Raw genomic sequence first — 18,334 nt, 5'->3', positions numbered from 1 at the left:
GGCGTTCGTCGTTACCGCTTCGCGCCGTCGTCCGGCGCGGCGCGATCAGTGGTGCGCGTCGGCGGGACGCCCATCGAAGTCGTGTCCGGCGCGCCGAATTTCGCAGCGTGCATCCTTTTCGCCTTTCACGCCGTTGAACACGATGTTCAGGATCACGGCCGTGGCCGATGCGAGCAGGATGCCGCTGTGCAGGATCGGCGCGAGCGCCGGCGGCAGCTTCGAGAAGAAGTGCGGCGACACGACCGGCACGAGGCCCATGCCGACGCTCACGGCGACGATGAACAGGTTGTGCGAGTTGTTCACGAAGTCGACCTTCGACAGCACCTTGATGCCGTTCGCGGCGACCATCCCGAACATCACGATGCCTGCGCCGCCGAGCACGAACGGCGGCACCGACGCGACGACCTGCGCCATCTTCGGGAACAGGCCGAGCAGCACGAGGATCACGCCGCCCGTCGCACACACGAAGCGGCTCTTCACACCCGTCACGCCGATCAGGCCGACGTTCTGCGAGAACGACGTATGCGGGAACGAGTTGAAGATGCCGCCGATCAGCGTGCCGAGGCCGTCGACACGCAGGCCGCGCACGAGGCGCTCCTGATTGACCGGGCGATCGACCATGTCGCCGACCGCGAGGAACATGCCGGTCGATTCGATGAACGTGACGAACATCACCGTGACCATCGTCACGATCGACAGCGGATCGAAGTGCGGCAGGCCGAAGTGGAACGGCATCACGAAGCCGACCCACGGCGCATGCGCCACGCCGTCGGTGTTCACGCGGCCGATCGCGAACGCGATCACGAAGCCGGCGATGATGCCGAGCAGCACCGAGATGTTCGCGATGAAGCCGCGGCCGAACTTGTTGATCAGCAGAATCAGCGTGAGCACGAGCAGGGACAGGCCGAGATAGACCGGGCTGCCGTACTCGGGGTTGCCGACGCCGCCGGCCGCCCAGTTGATGCCCACTTCCATCAGCGACAGCCCGATCACGGCGATCACCGTGCCGACGACCACGGGCGGGAAGAACCGCAACAGCTTGCCGATCATCGGCGCGAGCACGATGCCGATGATGCCGGCGGCGATGGTCGAGCCGAAGATGTCGAGAATGCCGAGGCCGGGGTTCGTGCCGATCGCGATCATCGGGCCGACCGCCGCGAACGTGCAGCCCATGATGACGGGCAGGCGGATGCCGAAGATCCACAGGCCGAGCGTCTGGATCAGCGTGGCGATGCCGCACGAAAACAGATCGGCGCTGATCAGGAACGCGATCTGGTCTTTCGGCAGCTTGAGCGCCGCGCCGACGATAAGCGGCACGGCGACGGCGCCGGCGTACATGACGAGGACGTGCTGCAGGCCGAGCGTTACCAGCTTGCCGGTCGGCAGCACCTCATCGCACGGATGGACCGTGTTCGATTGCATCTGTCTCACTCCATGATCTTGTTTTCGGGGTGATACGAAGTTATTCGGAATGAGTCCATGCAACAAGAGCACTGGGTTCTATTCCGCTCTTTGCTGGTTCGATATGCCATTTCGGCATGGAGCAGGGGATCGATCATCGGGAAACTGCCGCGGGAGTGAGGTGTACCGGTTTTATAGCGCTTCAAAATAGCGCCGGCCCCCATGTCAAATATGGGTCGCTTTATGGTGTGTATCGGGCGGGCCGCATAGTGGCAAAAAGCGGGGTGCGGAAATCGCGCCGGGTTAACCCGCGAACGGCCGCTTTCGCGTGCAAGGTGCAGCCCGGTGGAACGCCGCGACCCGACCGCATTTTCGATGCGTCGAAGCGACGGCCAAAAACGGGGCGCGCGTCGCGATCCCGTTATCATCGATATCCGTTCATACGACTCCCCTTCACGTCATGCGCCTGCTCGGAATCGACCTCGGCACCGGCTCCATCAAACTCGTCACGCTCGATGCCGACGGCGTCGAGCGGGCGGTGGCGAGCGAGCCTTATGAGTTGTCGTCGCCGCAGCCCGGCTGGGCGGAAATCGCGCCCGACACGTGGTGGCAGGCGCTCGTGCGCGCGGCCGCGCGGCTGCCGGCCGACGAGCGTGCGCAGGTGGCGGCGATCGGGTTTTCGGGACAGATGCATGGCGTCGTGCTGATCGACGCGGCCGGCCAGCCGGTGCGGCCCGCGCTGCTGTGGCCCGACACGCGCGCGGCGCGCGAGGCGGATGCGGCCGGCTGGCCGGCGTCCGGATCGTCCGTCGCATCGAACCCCGTGGCGCCCGGCATGGCGGGCCCGCTGTTGCGCTGGCTGGCGACGCACGCACCCGATGCGCTGCATGCCGCGCGCTGGGCCGTGCAGCCGAAGGACTGGCTGCGCATCGCACTCGGCGGCGACGTGGCGGCCGATCCGAGCGACGCGTGCGCCACCGCGCTCGCCACGCCCGACGGTGCGTGGGATATCGCGTTGATCGACGCGCTCGGCCTGCCGGCCGACCGCTTCGCGCCGGTTCGTGCGTCCACCGCGCGCGGCGGCGTGCTCGGCGCGCAGGCCGCCGCCGCGCTCGGCCTGCCGGCCGGCGTGCCGTTGGCGACGGGCGCGGCCGATACCGCGTGCGCGGCGCTCGGCAGCGGGCTGGCCACGGCAGGCGATGCGCTGCTGACGACCGGCAGCGGCGGGCAGATCGTCGTGCTCGCGGATGCGCTGCCGCCCGCGCGGCGCGGCTTGCATCGCTATCGTGCGGCGGCGGGCGGCGGCTATTACACGATGGCGGCGATGCAGAACGTCGGGCTCGCGCTCGAAGCCGTGCGCGGCTGGCTCGGTTACGCGCGATGGGCCGATGCGTATGACGACGCGTTCGCGCAGCCGGCGTCCGAACGGCTGTGCTTCCTGCCGTACCTGACCGGCGAGCGCTCGCCGTGGATGAACCCCGATGCGCGCGGCGGCTGGCTCGGCCTCGGGCTCGGCGATACGCGCGGCGCGATGATGCGCGCCGCATTCGAAGGCGTCGCGTTCGCGTTGCGCGCGGGGCTCGATGCGATCCGCGACGCCGATCGCGGCGACGCGGTGACGACGCTGCGCCTCGCGGGCGGCGGCTCGGTCGATCCGCGCTGGCGGCAGTTGCTCGCCGACGCGCTCGGCGCATCGCTGCAGGCGATCGACTGCCCGAACGCCGCGACGCGCGGCGCCGCGCTGCTCGCAGGCGTCGCGATCGGGCATTGGCGCGAGGATGCGTTGCACACGCTGGCGCCGAGCGCGTCGCCGGTTGCCGCGCCGCATGACGACCGCCTGCTGGCTGCACGCCACGCGCGCTTCGTCGATCTGTACGCGCGCACGGATGCATGGTTCACGACGGGCGTTTAAACTCGGGCACTTGTTCTTTTGCGCCAGCGATGACGCATCCTGGCAAGCCGGCGACCGTTTCTCGCACGCGACGCGCGGCGGGAGCAGCCATCATGGCGAGCACGAGATTCTTGCGCCGTGCCACGCGCGGCACGGCTTCGACCGCTTTGCACGAAACCCCGGCAGGCGCCGGCACGCCGGCTCGGGCCGATCTCACAGACACACAGGAGTGACACGATGAAAACGAAAGCCGCGATTGCATGGAAGGCCGGTGCGCCGCTGACGATCGAGGAAGTCGATCTCGAAGGGCCGCGCGCCGGCGAAGTGCTGATCGAGGTGAAGGCGACGGGCATCTGCCACACCGACTACTACACGCTGTCGGGCGCCGATCCGGAAGGGATCTTCCCGGCGATTCTCGGCCACGAAGGCGCGGGCGTCGTGGTCGACGTCGGCCCCGGCGTCGGCACCGTGCGCAAGGGCGACCACGTGATTCCGCTCTACACGCCCGAATGCCGCGAATGCAAGTTCTGCCTGTCGCGCAAGACCAACCTGTGCCAGAAGATCCGCGCGACGCAGGGCAAGGGGCTGATGCCGGACGCGACGTCGCGCTTCTCGCTCGACGGCAAGCCGCTGTTCCACTACATGGGCACGTCGACGTTCTCGAACTACATCGTCGTGCCGGAGATCGCCGTCGCGAAGGTGCGCGAGGACGCGCCGTTCGACAAGATCTGCTACATCGGCTGCGGCGTGACGACGGGCGTCGGCGCGGTCGTGTACTCGGCGAAGGTCGAGGCCGGCGCGAACGTCGTCGTGTTCGGCCTCGGCGGGATCGGCCTGAACGTGATCCAGGGCGCGAAGATGGTCGGCGCGGACAAGATCATCGGCGTCGACATCAACCCGAAGCGCGTCGAGCTCGCGAAGAAGTTCGGGATGACGCACTTCATCAACCCGAACGAAGTCGAGAACGTCGTCGACCACATCGTGCAGTTGACCGACGGCGGCGCCGACTACTCGTTCGAATGCGTCGGCAACGTGAAGCTGATGCGTCAGGCGCTCGAGTGCACGCACAAGGGTTGGGGCCAGTCGTTCATCATCGGCGTGGCCGCGGCCGGCGAGGAAATCAGCACGCGTCCGTTCCAGCTGGTGACGGGCCGCGAATGGAAGGGCTCGGCGTTCGGCGGCGCGCGCGGGCGCACCGACGTGCCGAAGATCGTCGACTGGTACATGGAAGGCAAGATCAACATCGACGACCTGATCACGCACACGCTGCCGCTCGAGCGGATCAACGAAGGCTTCGACCTGATGAAGGCCGGCGAGTCGATCCGCTCGGTCGTGCTGTACTGACCGGGGGCATACCGCCATGCTCGAACTCGTTTCCTCGCATGCGTGCCACGGCGGCGAGCAGCGTTTCTACCGTCACGATTCGGCGGCCATCGGCCTGCCGATGAAGTTCTCGGTGTATCTGCCGCCGCAGGCTGTGCACGGGCGCGTGCCAGCGCTGTTCTATCTCGCGGGGCTCACGAGCACCGACGAGACGTTCGCGATCAAGGGCGGCGCGCAGCAGTACGCGGCGCAGCACGGCATCGCGCTCGTGATGCCCGACACGAGCCCGCGCGGCGCGGGCGTGCCGGGCGAGACCGATGCGTGGGACTTCGGCGTCGGCGCGGGCTTCTACGTCGATGCGACCGAAGCGCCGTGGTCGACGCATTACCGGATGGAGTCGTACGTGACGGGCGAGCTGCACGAGCTCGTCGCGGCCGAGCTGCCGATCGACGGCGCGCGGCTCGGGATCTTCGGCCACTCGATGGGCGGCCACGGGGCGCTGACGCTCGCGTTGCGTCATCCGGGCCTGTACCGGTCGGTGTCGGCGTTCGCGCCGATCGCCGCGCCGACGCGCTGCCCGTGGGGCGAGAAGGCGTTCACGGGCTACCTGGGCGCCGATCGCGAAGCGTGGAAGGCGCACGACGCGAGCGAGCTGGTCGCGCGCGCCGATGCACCGAAGTTCGCGGACGGCATCCTGGTCGATCAGGGGCTCGCCGATCAGTTCCTCGCGAACCAGTTGAACCCCGACGTGTTCGAAGCCGCGTGCGCGAAGGCCGGCCAGCCGCTGACGCTGCGCCGCCATCCGGGCTACGACCACGGTTACTACTTCATCTCGACGTTCATCGCGGATCACCTCGCGCATCACGCGCGCGTGCTGGCGCGGTGAGTATCGGCGCAAGCCGGTCACGCATCCGGTTCGCATGAAAAAACGCCGGCGCTGCCCTCGGGCACGCCGGCGTTTTCATTGGAATCGGGCGGCGAGCGCCGCGCCGCGATCAGTTGCGCCGCAACAGGCTCGCGCCGTACACGAGCGCCGACAGCGCGGTGATCCAGAAGCTCGTCGGCCAGTCGGTGTGATACGCGAGCACGATGCCGACCCACGCTTCGAACAGCGCGAACAGCGCGGCGAGCAGCACGCCCGTCGACAGGCGCGTCGACACGTTCTGCGCGGCCGCCGCCGGCCCCACCAGCAGCGTGAACACGAGCAGCACGCCGACGATCTGCGTCGCCGCCGCCACCGCGAGCGCGCACACCGCGAGGAACAGCATCGACACCGTGCGCAGCGACACGCCCTTGGCTTCGGCCAGCTCGGGCTGCAGCGACGCGAACAACAGCGGCCGCGCGATCAGCGCGAGCGCGACGAGGCTCACCGCGCCGATGCCGGCGAGCACCGCGAGCGTGTCGCGGCTGACCGCGAGCACGTTGCCGAACAGCAGCGCGGTGACCTGCGTCGCGAACGACGTGTAGAAGTGCAGGAACAGCAGGCCGAAGCCGAGCGCGCCGGACAGGATCACGCCGATCGCGACGTCGCGGCCCGCGAGCCGTTCGCCGAGCGCGCCCATGCCGATCCCGGCCGCGAGCGTGAAGCCGACCATCCCCCAGATCGGCGAGAGGCCGAGCAGCACCGCGCCCGTCGCGCCGGTGAAGCCGACGTGCGACAGCGCGTGGCCGGCGAAGGTCTGCCCGCGCAGCACCAGGAAATAGCCGACGATGCCCGCGAGCACCGCGACGATTCCCGACGCCGCGAAGGCGTTGATCATGAAGTCGTATTCAAACATCGTGCGAATGCCCGGGATGGGCGTGTCCATGGTGATGATGGCCGTGGCCGCCGCCACCGCCGTGCGAATGATCGTCGTCCTCGTGTTCGTGATCGTGCTTCTCGATCTCGACGTCGCCCGACATCACGAAGATCTTGCCGTTCACGCGCATCACGTCGATCGGCGATCCGTAGAGCCGCGACAGCACGGGCTTCGTGATCACCTCGTCGACGGTACCGAGCGCCGCGACGCCGTTGCCGAGATACAGCACGCGGTCGAGCGCGTTCAGCAGCGGATTCAGTTCGTGCGCGGAGAACAGCACGGTGATGCCGAGCTCGCGCTGCACGTTGCGCACGAGTTCGACGACGCCGCGCTGGTGGTTCGGATCGAGGCTGATCAGCGGCTCGTCGAGCAGCAGCAGCTTCGGGTTGCCGAGCAGGCATTGCGCGAGCAGCAGCCGCTGCCGTTCGCCGCCGGACAGTTCGGACAGCGGCCGGCGCGCGAGCGACGCGCCGCCGACGAGGTCGAGCACGCGATCGACGTCGCGGCGCGTGGCCGCGTTCGTGTGCGGCAGGCCCCAGCGGTGGCCGTCGGCGGCCATCGCGACGAAGTCGTAGCCGCGCATCCGTCGATTCGCGAGGCCGCTCCTGATCTGCGGCATGTAGCCGATCGACGCGTTGCCGCGCACGACCGGCACGCCGCCGACCGACAGCGTGCCGGCCGACACGGGGATGAGGCCGAGCACCGCGCGCATCAGTGTCGTCTTGCCGGCACCGTTCGGCCCGAGCACGCCGACGAATTCGCCGGGCTCGATCGAGAAACTCACGTCGCGCAGGATCGTGCGGCCGCCCAGTTCGAGCGTGACGCGATCGACGGCGAGGGCGTGGGGAGTGACGGTCATGTCGTTACGGTCGTCCGTTACTTGCCGGCCGAAAGCGCGTTGCCGAGCGCGTCGAGCTGGCCGGCCATCCATTGCTGGAAGGTCTTGCCGGCCGGCTGCGTCTCGGTGACGCTGACGGTCGGCACGCCGCCGTCGCGCGCGATTTTCAGCATGCGCTTGGTCATCGGTTCTTCGGCCTGGCTGTTGTAGATCAGCACGCGCACCTGCTTCTTGCGCAGGTCGCCCTCGAACGCGGCGACGTCCTGCGCGCTCGCCTCGGTGTCGTTCATCGTCGCGAGCTGGAAGCGCTGGTTGCGCATGTCGAGGCCGATCGCGTCCGACATGTAGCCGAACACGGGCTCGGTGGCCGTCACGGGCACGCCCTTGTACTGCGCGCGCAGCGCGGCGACCTTGTCGTCGACGGGCTTCAGCGACGCGACGAACTTCTGCAGGTTCGCGTCGTACTCGGCCTTGTTCGCCGGGTCGGCACGGCCGAGCTCGGCCGCGATCGCGCGTGCGGCCACGGGCATCGTCGCCGGGTCGTACCACAGGTGCGGGTTGTCGCCGGCCTTCTTGCCGACGAGATCGGCGACGACGATCGTCGCGCGCTTCGCCTGCTTCGACGCGCCGAGCAGCTTGGCCATCCACGGATCGTAGTTCGCGCCGTTGTAGATCACGACCTGCGCGTGCTGGAGCGCGCGGGCGGTCTTCGGGCTCGCTTCGAACAGGTGCGGATCCTGGTCGGGATTGCTGAGGATGCTCGTGACCGCGACGTGGCGGCCGCCGATCTGCGAGGCGACGTCGCCGTAGAAATTCTCGGCGGCGACGACGTTGACGGTCGCGGCCTGCGCAAGCACGGGCGCGGCGAACGACAGCGTGGCGACGGCGGCGGCCAGCCAGCGGACAGGCGACAGGGCGCGCCGCGGCGCGCGCTTCAGGGCAATGGACATGGAACTCCTCGTTGGAAGGGCGGCGCGTGCGCCGCGCGAGTCGGCGTCAGCGCTGCGCGGGCTTGCGCTTGCAGTGCCCGCACAGGCCGCTCAGCTCGACGACTTGGTGGTGGACTTCGAAACCGTGCGCGGGCCCGCTCGCGGACAACTGCTTCGCGAGGTCGCCGCCGGGAATCTCGACGGTGTCGCCGCACGCATCGCAGATCAGGAACTGGCCTTCGTGCGGCACGCCGATCTCGCAGCAGGCGAAGAACGCGTTCTTCGATTCGATCCGGTGGATGAAGCCGTGCTCGACGAGGAAATCCAGTGCGCGATAGACGGTCGTCGGCGGCACGCGGCCGCGCTGCGGTTCGAGTTCCGCGAGCAGGTCGTACGCGCCGATCGGGCGCTGCGCGGCCAGCACGCGTTCGTAGACCTGGCGGCGCAGCGGCGTCCACGCGAGCCCGTGCTCGGCGGCGAATGCGTCGGCCCGGGACAGCCGGGCGTCAATGGACGATGAGGTAGCCATGGCGTGAAGCAGGCGCTGAAACAAAGTACAGCGATGATATAACGTATCGCCGCGCCATGCAGCGCGAATTCCGTTTGACGCCCTTGCTTCCCGCCGTCGCTGCGTCCCCTTCACCGTCGACGCCACTGCGCCGCACCGTGCGCCTCCGCGCCTTGCCGTGCGGGCGCGGCGGGGCATCGCCGTGCGCGGCCGTGCCGCAGCGCGTCATAGAAAGCCGTCGCGTCGTCTTGACAGCGCGTATCGCGTATCCGATCATTCGATCACCGCTAGAGCAATTGATCGGTCCGCGAGCGTTCGCTCACCTCGCGGCCGTCGTGCAACAGAACGAACCGGAGACAACCAGTGAGACTGGCAGACAAGGTCGCGATCCTGACGGGCGCCGCAAGCGGCATCGGCGAGGCGGTCGCGCAACGCTATCTGGACGAGGGCGCGCGCTGCGTGCTGGTGGACCTGAAGCCTGCGAGCGGCTCGCTCGCACGGCTGATCGAGGCCAGCCCCGGCCGCGCGGTGGCCGTCACGGCCGACGTCACGCGCCGCGACGACATCGCGCGGATCGTCGCGACGGCGGTCGAGCGCTTCGGCGGCGTCGACATCCTGTTCAACAACGCGGCGCTGTTCGACATGCGCCCGATCCTCGACGAATCGTGGGACGTGTTCGACCGGCTGTTCTCGGTCAACGTGAAAGGGCTGTTCTTCCTGATGCAGGCCGTCGCGCAGCGGATGGTCGAGCAAGGGCGCGGCGGCAAGATCGTCAACATGTCGTCGCAGGCCGGCCGTCGCGGCGAGGCGCTCGTGTCGCACTACTGCGCGACCAAGGCCGCGGTGATCAGCTATACGCAGTCGGCCGCGCTCGCGCTCGCGCCGCACCGGATCAACGTGAACGGCATCGCGCCGGGCGTCGTCGACACGCCGATGTGGGAGCAGGTCGATGCGCTGTTCGCGCGTTACGAGAACCGGCCGCTCGGCGAGAAGAAGCGGCTCGTGGGCGAAGCCGTGCCGCTCGGCCGCATGGGCGTGCCGGGCGACCTGACGGGCGCTGCGCTGTTCCTCGCGTCGGCCGACGCCGACTACATCACCGCCCAGACGTTGAACGTCGACGGCGGCAACTGGATGAGCTGACATGCCGCCGCTCGCACGCGCAACCCCGGCGGCTTCGCTGCACGCGGCCGCCGCCGCACGAGGACACGCCTGATGGCCGAGATCGTCGTCGCCGGCGAGCTGCTGGCCGAATTCGTCGCCGCCGAGCGCGGCCAGGGCTTCGATACGCCGGGCCTGTTCGCCGGACCGTTCCCGAGCGGCGCGCCGGCGATCTTCGCCGATCAGGCCGCGCGGCTCGGCGCGCGCGTCGCGTATGCGGGCTGCGTCGGGCGCGACGCGTTCGGCGACGCGATCGTCGCGCGGCTCTCACGCGACGGCGTCGACGTCGCGCGCATCCGCCGCGTCGCCCGTCCGACCGGCACCGCGTTCGTCGCGTATCGCGACGACGGCTCGCGCAGTTTCGTCTTCACGTTGTCGACCAGCGCGGCCGCGTGCGTCGATGCGTCCGACGTCGACACCGCGATGTTCGACGGCTGCCGCTATTTCCACGTGATGGGCTCGTCGCTGACGAGCGAATCGGCGATCGCGGCGGTGCAGCGCGGCGTGATCGAGGCCGCGCGCGCCGGCGCGAAGGTGTCGTTCGATCCGAACGTGCGGCCCGAGATGCTGAGTTTCCGGCCGATGCGCGCGGCGCTCGACGAGATGCTCGCCGCGTGCCACCTGTTCCTGCCGAGCGAAGCCGATTTGCCGTTCTTCTGCGGGCCGCAGCCGGCCGAGCGCGCGATCGCGGGCCTGCTCGCGACGCATCCGCTGCTCGAGCGCGTCGTGCTCAAACGCGGCGCGGCCGGCAGTGTCGCGTTCGACCGTGCGAGCCGCATCGACGCGCAGGCTTATCCCGTCGACGAGCTCGATCCGACCGGCGCCGGCGACTGTTTCGGCGGCACGCTGGTCGCGAGCCTCGTCGCGGGCCTGCCGATCGATGTCGCGTTGCGCCGCGCGAACGCGGCGGGCGCGATCGCGGTCACGCGGCGCGGCCCGATGGAAGGCAACAGCAGCGCGACCGAGATCGACCGTTTCCTGACCGAACGAGGTATCGCATGTCCGGCCTGACGACCGTTGCCGAACGCACGCGCACCGCGCACGCGGACACCGTGCTGCGGATGATCTTCGACGCGAACCGCGCCGACGCGCAGCGCGGCATCTATTCGATCTGCAGCGCGCACCGGCTCGTGCTGGAGGCCGCGTGCGAAACCGCGCGCACCGACGGCTCGCCGCTGCTGATCGAGGCGACCTGCAATCAAGTGAACCATCTCGGCGGCTACACGGGCATGACGCCGGCCGATTTTCGCCGCGACGTCGATGCGATCGCCGCGCGCTGCGGGCTCGCGCCGTCGGCGCTCGTGCTCGGCGGCGATCATCTCGGCCCGAACCCCTGGCGGCATCGCCGCGCGGCCGACGCGATGCGCGAGGCCGGTGCGATGGTCGCCGCGTATGTCGAAGCCGGGTTCGAAAAGATCCATCTCGATGCGAGCATGGCGTGCGCGGACGACCCGGCGCGGCTCGACGATCGCACGATCGCCGCGCGCGCGGCCGAGCTGTGCCGCGTCGCGGAAGACGCGGCGGCGCGCGCCGGGATCGCGCCCGTCTACGTGATCGGCACCGAGGTGCCGACGCCGGGCGGCGAAGTGGCCGGCGACGGCGATGCGGACGGCGCCGCGATCGCGCGGATCGCGGTCACGCGCAGCGACAGCATCGCGGCGACGCTCGACGCGCATCGCCGTGCATTCTCGGTGGCCGGGCTCGACGACGCGTGGACGCGCGTCGTCGCCGTCGTCGCGCAGCCGGGCGTCGACTTCGACGATCGCCACGTGCTCGACTACGACAGCGCCAAGGCCGCGTCATTGGGCGCGAGTATCCTGCAGACGCCGCGCCTCGTGTTCGAAGCGCATTCGACCGACTACCAGACCGAAGCCTCGCTCGCCGCGCTGGTGCGCGACCACTTCGCGGTGCTGAAGGTCGGCCCCGCACTGACGTTCGCGCTGCGCGAGGCGCTGTTCGCGCTGACGTTCATCGAGGACGCGCTGATCGACGACGTCGCGCAGCGCTCGCGCCTGCGCGACGTCGTCGACGCCGCGATGCGCGCGCAGCCCGAGCACTGGGCGCCGTACTACCGCGGCGACGAGACCGCGCAGCGGCTCGCGCGCCAGTTCAGCTACAGCGACCGCATCCGCTATTACTGGCTGCAGCCGGCCGTCGCGGCCGCGGTCGAGCAACTGTTCGACAACCTCGCGCGGCAGCCGGTGCCGGAGACGCTCGTCGCGCAATGGCTGCCGGACGTGTACGCGGCGTGCCGTGCGGGCGGCCTCGCGAAGGAACCGCGCGCATGGGTGCGCCACCGGATACGCGACGTGATCGCGCACTATGCGCGCGCGTGCGGGATGCAGCGGCCGGCATGACGGGCCGCGAAGGAAACGATGCAACACCGACGCAAGACCGACGACATTTCGAACAATCCCAGGAGACATGCCATGCAACGAAAGATGCTCGACGCCGCCGCACGCTGTTTCGCCGGAGCCGCGCTCGCGACGGCGGCCTGCGCGGCGTCCGCCGGCACGCTGACGATCGCGACGCTGAACAACCCCGACATGATCGAGTTGAAGAAGCTGTCGCCGGCGTTCGAGAAGGCGAACCCCGACATCAAGCTGAACTGGGTGATCCTCGAGGAGAACGTGCTGCGCCAGCGCGCGACCACCGACATCACGACCGGCAGCGGCCAGTTCGACGTGATGGCGATCGGCACCTATGAAACGCCGCAGTGGGGCAAGCGCGGCTGGCTCGCGCCGATCACGGGGCTGCCGGCCGACTACGACCTGAACGACATCGTGAAGACCGCGCGCGACAGCCTGTCGTACAACGGCCAGCTCTACGCGCTGCCGTTCTACGTGGAAAGCTCGATGACGTTCTACCGCAAGGACCTGTTCGCGGCGAAGGGGCTGAAGATGCCCGACCAGCCGACCTACGACCAGATCGCCGAATTCGCGGACAAGCTCACCGACAAGTCGAAGGGCACCTACGGGATCTGCCTGCGCGGCAAGGCCGGCTGGGGCGAGAACATGGCGTACGTGTCGACGGTCGTGAACACGTTCGGCGGGCGCTGGTTCGACGAGAACTGGAACGCGCAGCTGACGTCGCCCGAATGGAAGAAGGCGATCAATTTCTACGTGAACCTGCTGAAGAAGAACGGCCCGCCGGGCGCGAGCTCGAACGGCTTCAACGAGAACCTGACGCTGACCGCGTCCGGCAAGTGCGCGATGTGGATCGACGCGACGGTCGCGGCCGGGATGCTCTACAACAAGCAGCAGTCGCAGGTGGCCGACAAGATCGGCTTCGCGGCCGCGCCGGTCGCCGTCACGCCGAAGGGCTCGCACTGGCTGTGGGCGTGGGCGCTGGCCGTGCCGAAGACGTCGAAGCAGCAGGACGCCGCGCGCAAGTTCGTCGCGTGGGCGACGTCCAAGCAGTACATCGAGATGGTCGGCAAGGACGAGGGCTGGGCCTCGGTGCCGCCGGGCACGCGCGCGTCGACGTATCAGCGCGCCGAGTACAAGGCCGCCGCGCCGTTCTCGGATTTCGTGCTGAAGGCGATCGAGACGGCCGACCCGAACGATCCGTCGCTGAAGAAGGTGCCGTACACGGGCGTGCAGTACGTCGGGATTCCTGAATTCCAGTCGTTCGGCACGGTGGTCGGCCAGTCGATCGCGGGCGCGGTCGCGGGCCAGATGTCGGTCGACCTGGCGCTCGCCGCCGGGCAGGCTGCCGCCGACCGCGCGGTGCGGCAGGCCGGCTACAAGAAGTAACGCGCAAGCCGTCGCGCGGCTCGCATCGTGCGCCGTGGCGCACGGCGCGAGCCGGCGCAGCCGACAGGCGGGCAGGCCGTTCGCGCCCGCGCATCAACCGGAGGGACTCCGATCATGCGTCACCTGCGTCTTCCCCTGAGTCACGCGCCGTCGGTCGGCGACGCGTCGTCGCCGCCCGGTGCGCCGCGCCGGGCGCGCGGCGGCGCGAGCTGGCTCGTGTCGCCGTCCGTCGCGGTGCTGCTGCTGTGGATGTCGATTCCGCTCGCGATGACGATCTTGTATTCGTTCTCGCGCTACAACCTGCTGAACCCGGACGTGAAGGGCTTCGCCGGGCTCGACAACTACCGTTTCCTCGCGACCGATCCGTCGTTCCTGCCCGCGATCTGGCACACGCTCGTGCTGATCGGCGCGGTGCTCGCGATCACCGTGGTCGGCGGCGTGCTGATGGCCGTGCTGTTCGACCGCAAGTTCTACGGGCAGGGCATCGCGCGCCTGCTCGCGATCGCGCCGTTCTTCGTGATGCCGACGGTGTCCGCGCTGATCTGGAAGAACATGATCCTGCATCCGGTGTACGGGCTCGTCGCGAACGCGATGCGCGCGCTCGGGATGACGCCGATCGACTGGTTCGCCGACTACCCGTTGACGGCCGTGATCATCATCGTCGCGTGGCAGTGGCTGCCGTTCGCGTTCCTGATCCTGTTCACCGCGATCCAGTCGCTCGACCAGGAACAGAAGGAAGCCGCGCGCATCGACGGCGCCGGCCCGGTCGCGATGTTCTTCTACATCACGCTGCCGCACCTGAAGCGCGCGATCGCCGTGGTCGTGATGATGGAGACGATCTTCCTGCTGTCGATCTTCGCGGAAATCTATACGACGACGGGCGGCGGCCCCGGCGACGCGACGACCAACCTGTCTTACCTGATCTATGCGCTCGGCCTGCAGCAGTTCGACGTCGGCCTCGCGTCCGCGGGCGGCATCATCGCCGTCGTGGTCGCGAACGTCGTGTCGTTCTTCCTCGTGCGGATGCTCGCGCGCAACCTGAAGGGGGAGTACGAGAAATGAGCGACCTGACCTTCGAAGGCCGGCGCACGCCGGCCGTGTTCGACCTCGTGCGGCGCGCGCTGCCCGGCACGCTCGCATGGCTGATCGCGCTGCTGCTGTTCTTCCCGATCTTCTGGATGGCGATCACCGCGTTCAAGACCGAGCAGCAGGCGTATGCGTCGACGCTGTGGTTCATGCCGACGCTCGACAGCTTCCGCGAGGTGTTCGCGCGCAGCAACTATTTCGCGTTCGCGTGGAACTCGGTGCTGATCTCGGCCGGCGTCACGGTGATCTCGCTGCTGTTCGCGGTGCCGGCCGCGTATGCGATGGCGTTCTTCCCGAACCATCGCACGCAGAAGGTGCTGCTGTGGATGCTGTCGACGAAGATGATGCCGTCGGTCGGCGTGCTGGTGCCGATCTACCTGCTGTGGAAGAACTCCGGGCTGCTCGACACGGTGTCGGGGCTCGTGATCGTCTACACGCTGATCAACCTGCCGATCGCGGTATGGATGACCTTCACGTACTTCAACGAGATCCCGAAGGACATCCTCGAAGCCGGACGCATCGACGGCGCGTCGACGTGGCAGGAGATCGTCTACCTGCTGATGCCGATGGCGCTGCCGGGGCTCGCGTCCACCGCGCTGCTGCTCGTGATCCTGTCGTGGAACGAGGCGTTCTGGAGCATCAACCTGTCGAGCTCGAACGCCGCGCCGCTGACCGTGTTCATCGCGTCGTACTCGAGCCCCGAAGGGCTGTTCTGGGCGAAGCTGTCCGCCGCCTCGCTGCTCGCGGTCGCGCCGATCCTGATCGTCGGCTGGCTGTCGCAGAAGCAGCTCGTGCGGGGGCTCACGTTCGGGGCGGTCAAATGAGCGGTGCGAGTGCAGGGACGAACGTGCTGATCTGCGATTGCGACGGCGTGCTGATCGACAGCGAGGCCGTGGCCGCCGACGTGATCGTGCGCGAGCTCGACGCGCGCTGGCCGGGCGTCGATGCGCGGCCGGCCGTGATGCCGCTGCTCGGGCTGCGCATCGAGCGCGTGCTGGCGGGCGCGAGCGACGCGGTGGGGCGCGCGCTGTCGGCCGCCGACGTCGACGCGATCCGCCGTGCGGTCGAGGCGGCCGCCGTCAACGCGCCGATGGTCGACGGCATCGATGTGGCACTCGCGGCGATCGAGCTGACGACCGCCTGCGCGAGCAACAGCTATCGCGCATACGTCGAAGCGGCGCTCGCGCGCACCGGCCTCGCGCGCTTTTTCGGCGACCGGCTGTTCTGCGCGGATTCGGTCGCGCGGCCGAAGCCGGCGCCGGACGTGTATCTGGCGGCCGCGCGCACGCTCGGCGTGGCGCCCGCGAACTGCCTCGTCGTCGAGGACAGCGCGACGGGCATCACCGCGGCGGCCGCGGCCGGCATGACCGTGCTCGGCTTCGTCGGCGGCGGGCACGCATCGGCCGCGCAGATCGACGCGCTGCGCGGTATCGGCGCGCGTCACGTATTCGACGACATGCACGAGCTGCCCGGCTACGTCGCGCGCTGGCAGGCGACGGGCGCGGTGCTGCCGAACTAGCAACGATCACGCGCCGCCGGTCAGGCGACGCATCACGAACGAACGGAGACAGATCATGGCAAGCGTGCTCCTGCGCAACATCGCGAAGCGCTACGACGACACCGAAGTGCTGCGCAACGTGAACCTCGACATCGCCGACGGCGAATTCGTCGTATTCGTCGGGCCGAGCGGCTGCGGCAAATCCACGCTGATGCGGATGATCGCCGGCCTCGAAGACATTTCGAGCGGCGACCTGCTGATCGACGGCGCGAAGGTCAACGACGTGCCGAGCGCGAAGCGCGGCATCGCGATGGTGTTCCAGTCGTATGCGCTGTACCCGCACATGACGCTGTACGACAACATGGCGTTCGGCCTGAAGCTCGCGGGCGCGAAGAAGCCCGAGATCGACCAGGCCGTGAAGCAGGCCGCGAAGATCCTGCACATCGATCACCTGCTCGACCGCAAGCCGAAGCAGCTGTCCGGCGGCCAGCGCCAGCGCGTCGCGATCGGCCGTGCGATCACGCGCAAGCCGAAGGTGTTCCTGTTCGACGAACCGCTGTCGAACCTCGACGCCGCGCTGCGCGTGAAGATGCGGCTGGAATTCGCGCGGCTGCACGACGAGCTGAAGACGACGATGATCTACGTGACGCACGACCAGGTCGAGGCGATGACGCTCGCCGACAAGATCGTCGTGCTGTCGGGCGGCGCGGTGCAGCAGGTCGGCACGCCGAACACGCTGTATCACGCGCCGGCGAACCAGTTCGTCGCGGGCTTCATCGGCTCGCCGAAGATGAACTTCCTGAAGGGCACGGTCGAATCGGCCGATGCGACCGGCGTGCTCGTGCGGTTCGACAGCGGCGAGACGCAGCGTGTCGCGGTCGACGCGGCCGGGCTGCAGCGCGGTGCGGCCGTGACCGTCGGCGTGCGGCCGGAACACCTGCTGGTCGATGCGGCGACGCCCGGCGTCGCCGCGCGGACGATGGCCGTCGAATCGCTCGGCGACGCCGCGTATCTGTATGCGGAGTCGGCCGTCGCGCCGGACGGGCTGATCGCGCGGATCCCGCCGCTCGACACGTATCGCACCGGCGAGGCGCTGCGCGTGCATGCGCTGCCCGAGCACTGCCATCTGTTCGACGAGCACGGGCAGGCGTTTCGGCGGCTGAGCGCGCACGCGAAGGCGGCTTGACCGCTGCGCGCCGGTTACAGCCGCAAATGCTCGGCCATGTAATCGACGAACGCGCGCTGCTTGGGCATCGGATGGCGGCCTGACGGCCACAGTACGTAGAACGGCGTGCGGCTCGCGACGTGGTCGTCGAGCACCGCGCGCAGCCTGCCGTCGGCGAGCGTGTCGCGTACGAAGAACTCGGGCAGGCATGCGATGCCGAGCCCGCGCAGCGCGAAGCACAGGCGCGTCTCGGCATTGTTGCTGACCATCGAGACGGGTACTTCCGGCGGCGTGCCGGCGCGCGGCGCGCGCAGCGGCCAGATCTCGAGCTTGCCGCTGCTCGGGAAGCGGTAATGCAGGCAGCGGTGCTGCGCGAGATCGGCCGGCGTGCGCGGCGTGCCGTGCCGGTCGAGATAGTCGGGCGACGCGACCAGGTGCTGGCGGAAGTGGCCGAGCAGCCGCGACGACAGTCGCGAATCGGTCGGACGGCCGGTGCGCAGGACCACGTCGAAGCCTTCGTCGATCACGTCGACGATCCGGTCGCTGAAATCGATGTCGAGCTCGATCGCCGGATACGCGGCCATGAAATCGGCGAGCACCGGCAGCAGCAGCGTGCCGATCGTCGGCAGGCTCACGCGCAGCCGCCCGCGCGGCGCCTCGACGCTCTGCGTCAATTCCCGCTCGGCCGCGTCGATTTCGGCGATCACGCGCCGGCACCGTTCGAGAAAGCGCGCGCCTTCGGCCGTCAGCGTGATGCTGCGCGTGCTGCGGTGAAAGAGCCGCACGTTCAGGCGCGCCTCGAGGCGCGCGATGCGCTTGCCGACCGCCGACGCCGACAATCCGAGCGCGCGGCCGGCCGCGACGAAGCTGCGCGTTTCCGCGACCTGGACGAACACGACGAAACCGCCAAGATTTTCCATGCAGGGCCTCGATTACGGACATCGATGTCCGGAGTGTCCGGAACTCTAACCCGGTTTTTCTTC

General features: G+C 68.9%; 17 protein-coding genes. 11 read left to right on the top strand and 6 right to left on the bottom strand.

The genetic code is table 11. The features are described 5' to 3' along the window. Positions 1-45 precede the first annotated feature (45 nt). Positions 46-1,422: a nucleobase:cation symporter-2 family protein gene (locus WS54_RS26625; protein ID WP_034208265.1), complete on the bottom strand. Its 1,377-nt coding sequence runs from the start codon at positions 1,420-1,422 to the stop codon at positions 46-48. Positions 1,423-1,861: 439 nt separating this feature from the next. Between WS54_RS26625 and WS54_RS26620 the strand changes: the two genes are divergently transcribed. The 3 genes from WS54_RS26620 to fghA all read left to right on the top strand — a co-directional run bounded on the left by WS54_RS26620 (position 1,862) and on the right by fghA (position 5,501). Then, positions 1,862-3,313 carry a xylulokinase gene (locus tag WS54_RS26620; protein ID WP_059782143.1) on the top strand — a complete coding sequence of 484 codons (1,452 nt, stop codon included), beginning with the start codon at positions 1,862-1,864 and terminating at the stop codon, positions 3,311-3,313. A 216-nt stretch (positions 3,314-3,529) separates the two neighbouring features. Beyond that, positions 3,530-4,636: an S-(hydroxymethyl)glutathione dehydrogenase/class III alcohol dehydrogenase gene (locus WS54_RS26615; RefSeq protein ID WP_006483756.1), complete on the top strand. Its 1,107-nt coding sequence runs from the start codon at positions 3,530-3,532 to the stop codon at positions 4,634-4,636. Positions 4,637-4,652: 16 nt separating this feature from the next. Next, positions 4,653-5,501, top strand: a complete 849-nt coding sequence (gene fghA, locus WS54_RS26610; protein ID WP_059782145.1) for an S-formylglutathione hydrolase — start codon at positions 4,653-4,655, stop codon at positions 5,499-5,501. 109 nt (positions 5,502-5,610) lie between these two features. Here the strand turns inward: fghA and WS54_RS26605 are convergent, their stop codons facing one another. Genes WS54_RS26605 through WS54_RS26590 form a run of 4 tightly spaced genes read right to left on the bottom strand, consistent with a single transcriptional unit; the run spans position 5,611 to position 8,710 of the window. Continuing rightward, the gene (locus WS54_RS26605; protein WP_059782334.1) at positions 5,611-6,393 is read right to left on the bottom strand and encodes a metal ABC transporter permease; all 783 of its coding nucleotides are present in this window, start codon (positions 6,391-6,393) and stop codon (positions 5,611-5,613) included. Beyond that, on the bottom strand, positions 6,386-7,273 hold the full coding sequence (locus tag WS54_RS26600; RefSeq protein ID WP_059782148.1) for an ABC transporter ATP-binding protein: 888 nt from the start codon (positions 7,271-7,273) through the stop codon (positions 6,386-6,388). The genes WS54_RS26605 and WS54_RS26600 overlap by 8 nt, the downstream gene beginning before the upstream one ends. Positions 7,274-7,290: 17 nt before the next feature. Further along, positions 7,291-8,202 carry a metal ABC transporter solute-binding protein gene (locus WS54_RS26595; protein WP_034208260.1) on the bottom strand — a complete coding sequence of 304 codons (912 nt, stop codon included), beginning with the start codon at positions 8,200-8,202 and terminating at the stop codon, positions 7,291-7,293. Positions 8,203-8,248: 46 nt separating this feature from the next. Further along, positions 8,249-8,710, bottom strand: a complete 462-nt coding sequence (locus WS54_RS26590; protein ID WP_027785279.1) for a Fur family transcriptional regulator — start codon at positions 8,708-8,710, stop codon at positions 8,249-8,251. Positions 8,711-9,052: 342 nt separating this feature from the next. Between WS54_RS26590 and WS54_RS26585 the strand changes: the two genes are divergently transcribed. The 8 genes from WS54_RS26585 (at position 9,053) to WS54_RS26550 (ending at position 17,372) form a co-directional block, all read left to right on the top strand. After that, positions 9,053-9,829: an L-iditol 2-dehydrogenase gene (locus WS54_RS26585; RefSeq protein ID WP_034208259.1), complete on the top strand. Its 777-nt coding sequence runs from the start codon at positions 9,053-9,055 to the stop codon at positions 9,827-9,829. Positions 9,830-9,901: 72 nt separating this feature from the next. Continuing rightward, positions 9,902-10,858 carry a sugar kinase gene (locus tag WS54_RS26580; RefSeq protein WP_059782150.1) on the top strand — a complete coding sequence of 319 codons (957 nt, stop codon included), beginning with the start codon at positions 9,902-9,904 and terminating at the stop codon, positions 10,856-10,858. Then, on the top strand, positions 10,846-12,204 hold the full coding sequence (locus WS54_RS26575) for a D-tagatose-bisphosphate aldolase, class II, non-catalytic subunit (protein WP_059782153.1): 1,359 nt from the start codon (positions 10,846-10,848) through the stop codon (positions 12,202-12,204). The genes WS54_RS26580 and WS54_RS26575 overlap by 13 nt, the downstream gene beginning before the upstream one ends. Positions 12,205-12,276: 72 nt before the next feature. Further along, a complete protein-coding gene (locus WS54_RS26570) occupies positions 12,277-13,602 on the top strand; it encodes an ABC transporter substrate-binding protein (protein WP_059782156.1) in 1,326 nt (441 codons plus the stop codon). 114 nt (positions 13,603-13,716) lie between these two features. Further along, positions 13,717-14,664, top strand: a complete 948-nt coding sequence (locus WS54_RS26565) for a carbohydrate ABC transporter permease (protein WP_059782157.1) — start codon at positions 13,717-13,719, stop codon at positions 14,662-14,664. Beyond that, the gene (locus WS54_RS26560) at positions 14,661-15,512 is read left to right on the top strand and encodes a carbohydrate ABC transporter permease (protein WP_059782159.1); all 852 of its coding nucleotides are present in this window, start codon (positions 14,661-14,663) and stop codon (positions 15,510-15,512) included. The genes WS54_RS26565 and WS54_RS26560 overlap by 4 nt, the downstream gene beginning before the upstream one ends. Then, a complete protein-coding gene (locus tag WS54_RS26555; protein ID WP_059782161.1) occupies positions 15,509-16,207 on the top strand; it encodes an HAD family hydrolase in 699 nt (232 codons plus the stop codon). The genes WS54_RS26560 and WS54_RS26555 overlap by 4 nt, the downstream gene beginning before the upstream one ends. A gap of 55 nt (positions 16,208-16,262) precedes the next feature. Then, positions 16,263-17,372, top strand: coding sequence for an ABC transporter ATP-binding protein (locus WS54_RS26550; protein WP_059782163.1), 1,110 nt, complete (start codon positions 16,263-16,265; stop codon positions 17,370-17,372). A 14-nt stretch (positions 17,373-17,386) separates the two neighbouring features. On the opposite strand, the gene WS54_RS26545 is transcribed toward WS54_RS26550, so the two are convergent. After that, positions 17,387-18,271 carry a LysR family transcriptional regulator gene (locus WS54_RS26545; RefSeq protein WP_059782164.1) on the bottom strand — a complete coding sequence of 295 codons (885 nt, stop codon included), beginning with the start codon at positions 18,269-18,271 and terminating at the stop codon, positions 17,387-17,389. Positions 18,272-18,334: the final 63 nt, after the last annotated feature.

Source organism: Burkholderia sp. NRF60-BP8, assembly GCF_001522585.2.
Classification (GTDB): domain Bacteria; phylum Pseudomonadota; class Gammaproteobacteria; order Burkholderiales; family Burkholderiaceae; genus Burkholderia.
Note: the sequence above shows the minus strand (reverse complement) of the source record. Positions and strands in the feature narration are given on the sequence as shown.

Bases quoted from the DNA above. Each gene is read 5' to 3' on its own strand.
- WS54_RS26580 (WP_059782150.1), top strand. From the start codon at position 9,902: ATGGCCGAGATCGTCGTCGCCGGCGAGCTGCTGGCCGAATTCGTCGCC.
- WS54_RS26575 (WP_059782153.1), top strand. From the start codon at position 10,846: ATGTCCGGCCTGACGACCGTTGCCGAACGCACGCGCACCGCGCACGCG.
- WS54_RS26570 (WP_059782156.1), top strand. From the start codon at position 12,277: ATGCAACGAAAGATGCTCGACGCCGCCGCACGCTGTTTCGCCGGAGCC.
- WS54_RS26565 (WP_059782157.1), top strand. From the start codon at position 13,717: ATGCGTCACCTGCGTCTTCCCCTGAGTCACGCGCCGTCGGTCGGCGAC.
- WS54_RS26550 (WP_059782163.1), top strand. From the start codon at position 16,263: ATGGCAAGCGTGCTCCTGCGCAACATCGCGAAGCGCTACGACGACACC.
- WS54_RS26555 (WP_059782161.1), top strand. From the start codon at position 15,509: ATGAGCGGTGCGAGTGCAGGGACGAACGTGCTGATCTGCGATTGCGAC.
- WS54_RS26625 (WP_034208265.1), bottom strand. From the start codon at position 1,422: ATGCAATCGAACACGGTCCATCCGTGCGATGAGGTGCTGCCGACCGGC.
- WS54_RS26600 (WP_059782148.1), bottom strand. From the start codon at position 7,273: ATGACCGTCACTCCCCACGCCCTCGCCGTCGATCGCGTCACGCTCGAA.
- WS54_RS26595 (WP_034208260.1), bottom strand. From the start codon at position 8,202: ATGTCCATTGCCCTGAAGCGCGCGCCGCGGCGCGCCCTGTCGCCTGTC.
- WS54_RS26615 (WP_006483756.1), top strand. From the start codon at position 3,530: ATGAAAACGAAAGCCGCGATTGCATGGAAGGCCGGTGCGCCGCTGACG.
- WS54_RS26590 (WP_027785279.1), bottom strand. From the start codon at position 8,710: ATGGCTACCTCATCGTCCATTGACGCCCGGCTGTCCCGGGCCGACGCA.
- WS54_RS26620 (WP_059782143.1), top strand. From the start codon at position 1,862: ATGCGCCTGCTCGGAATCGACCTCGGCACCGGCTCCATCAAACTCGTC.
- WS54_RS26545 (WP_059782164.1), bottom strand. From the start codon at position 18,271: ATGGAAAATCTTGGCGGTTTCGTCGTGTTCGTCCAGGTCGCGGAAACG.
- WS54_RS26605 (WP_059782334.1), bottom strand. From the start codon at position 6,393: ATGTTTGAATACGACTTCATGATCAACGCCTTCGCGGCGTCGGGAATC.
- fghA (WP_059782145.1), top strand. From the start codon at position 4,653: ATGCTCGAACTCGTTTCCTCGCATGCGTGCCACGGCGGCGAGCAGCGT.
- WS54_RS26560 (WP_059782159.1), top strand. From the start codon at position 14,661: ATGAGCGACCTGACCTTCGAAGGCCGGCGCACGCCGGCCGTGTTCGAC.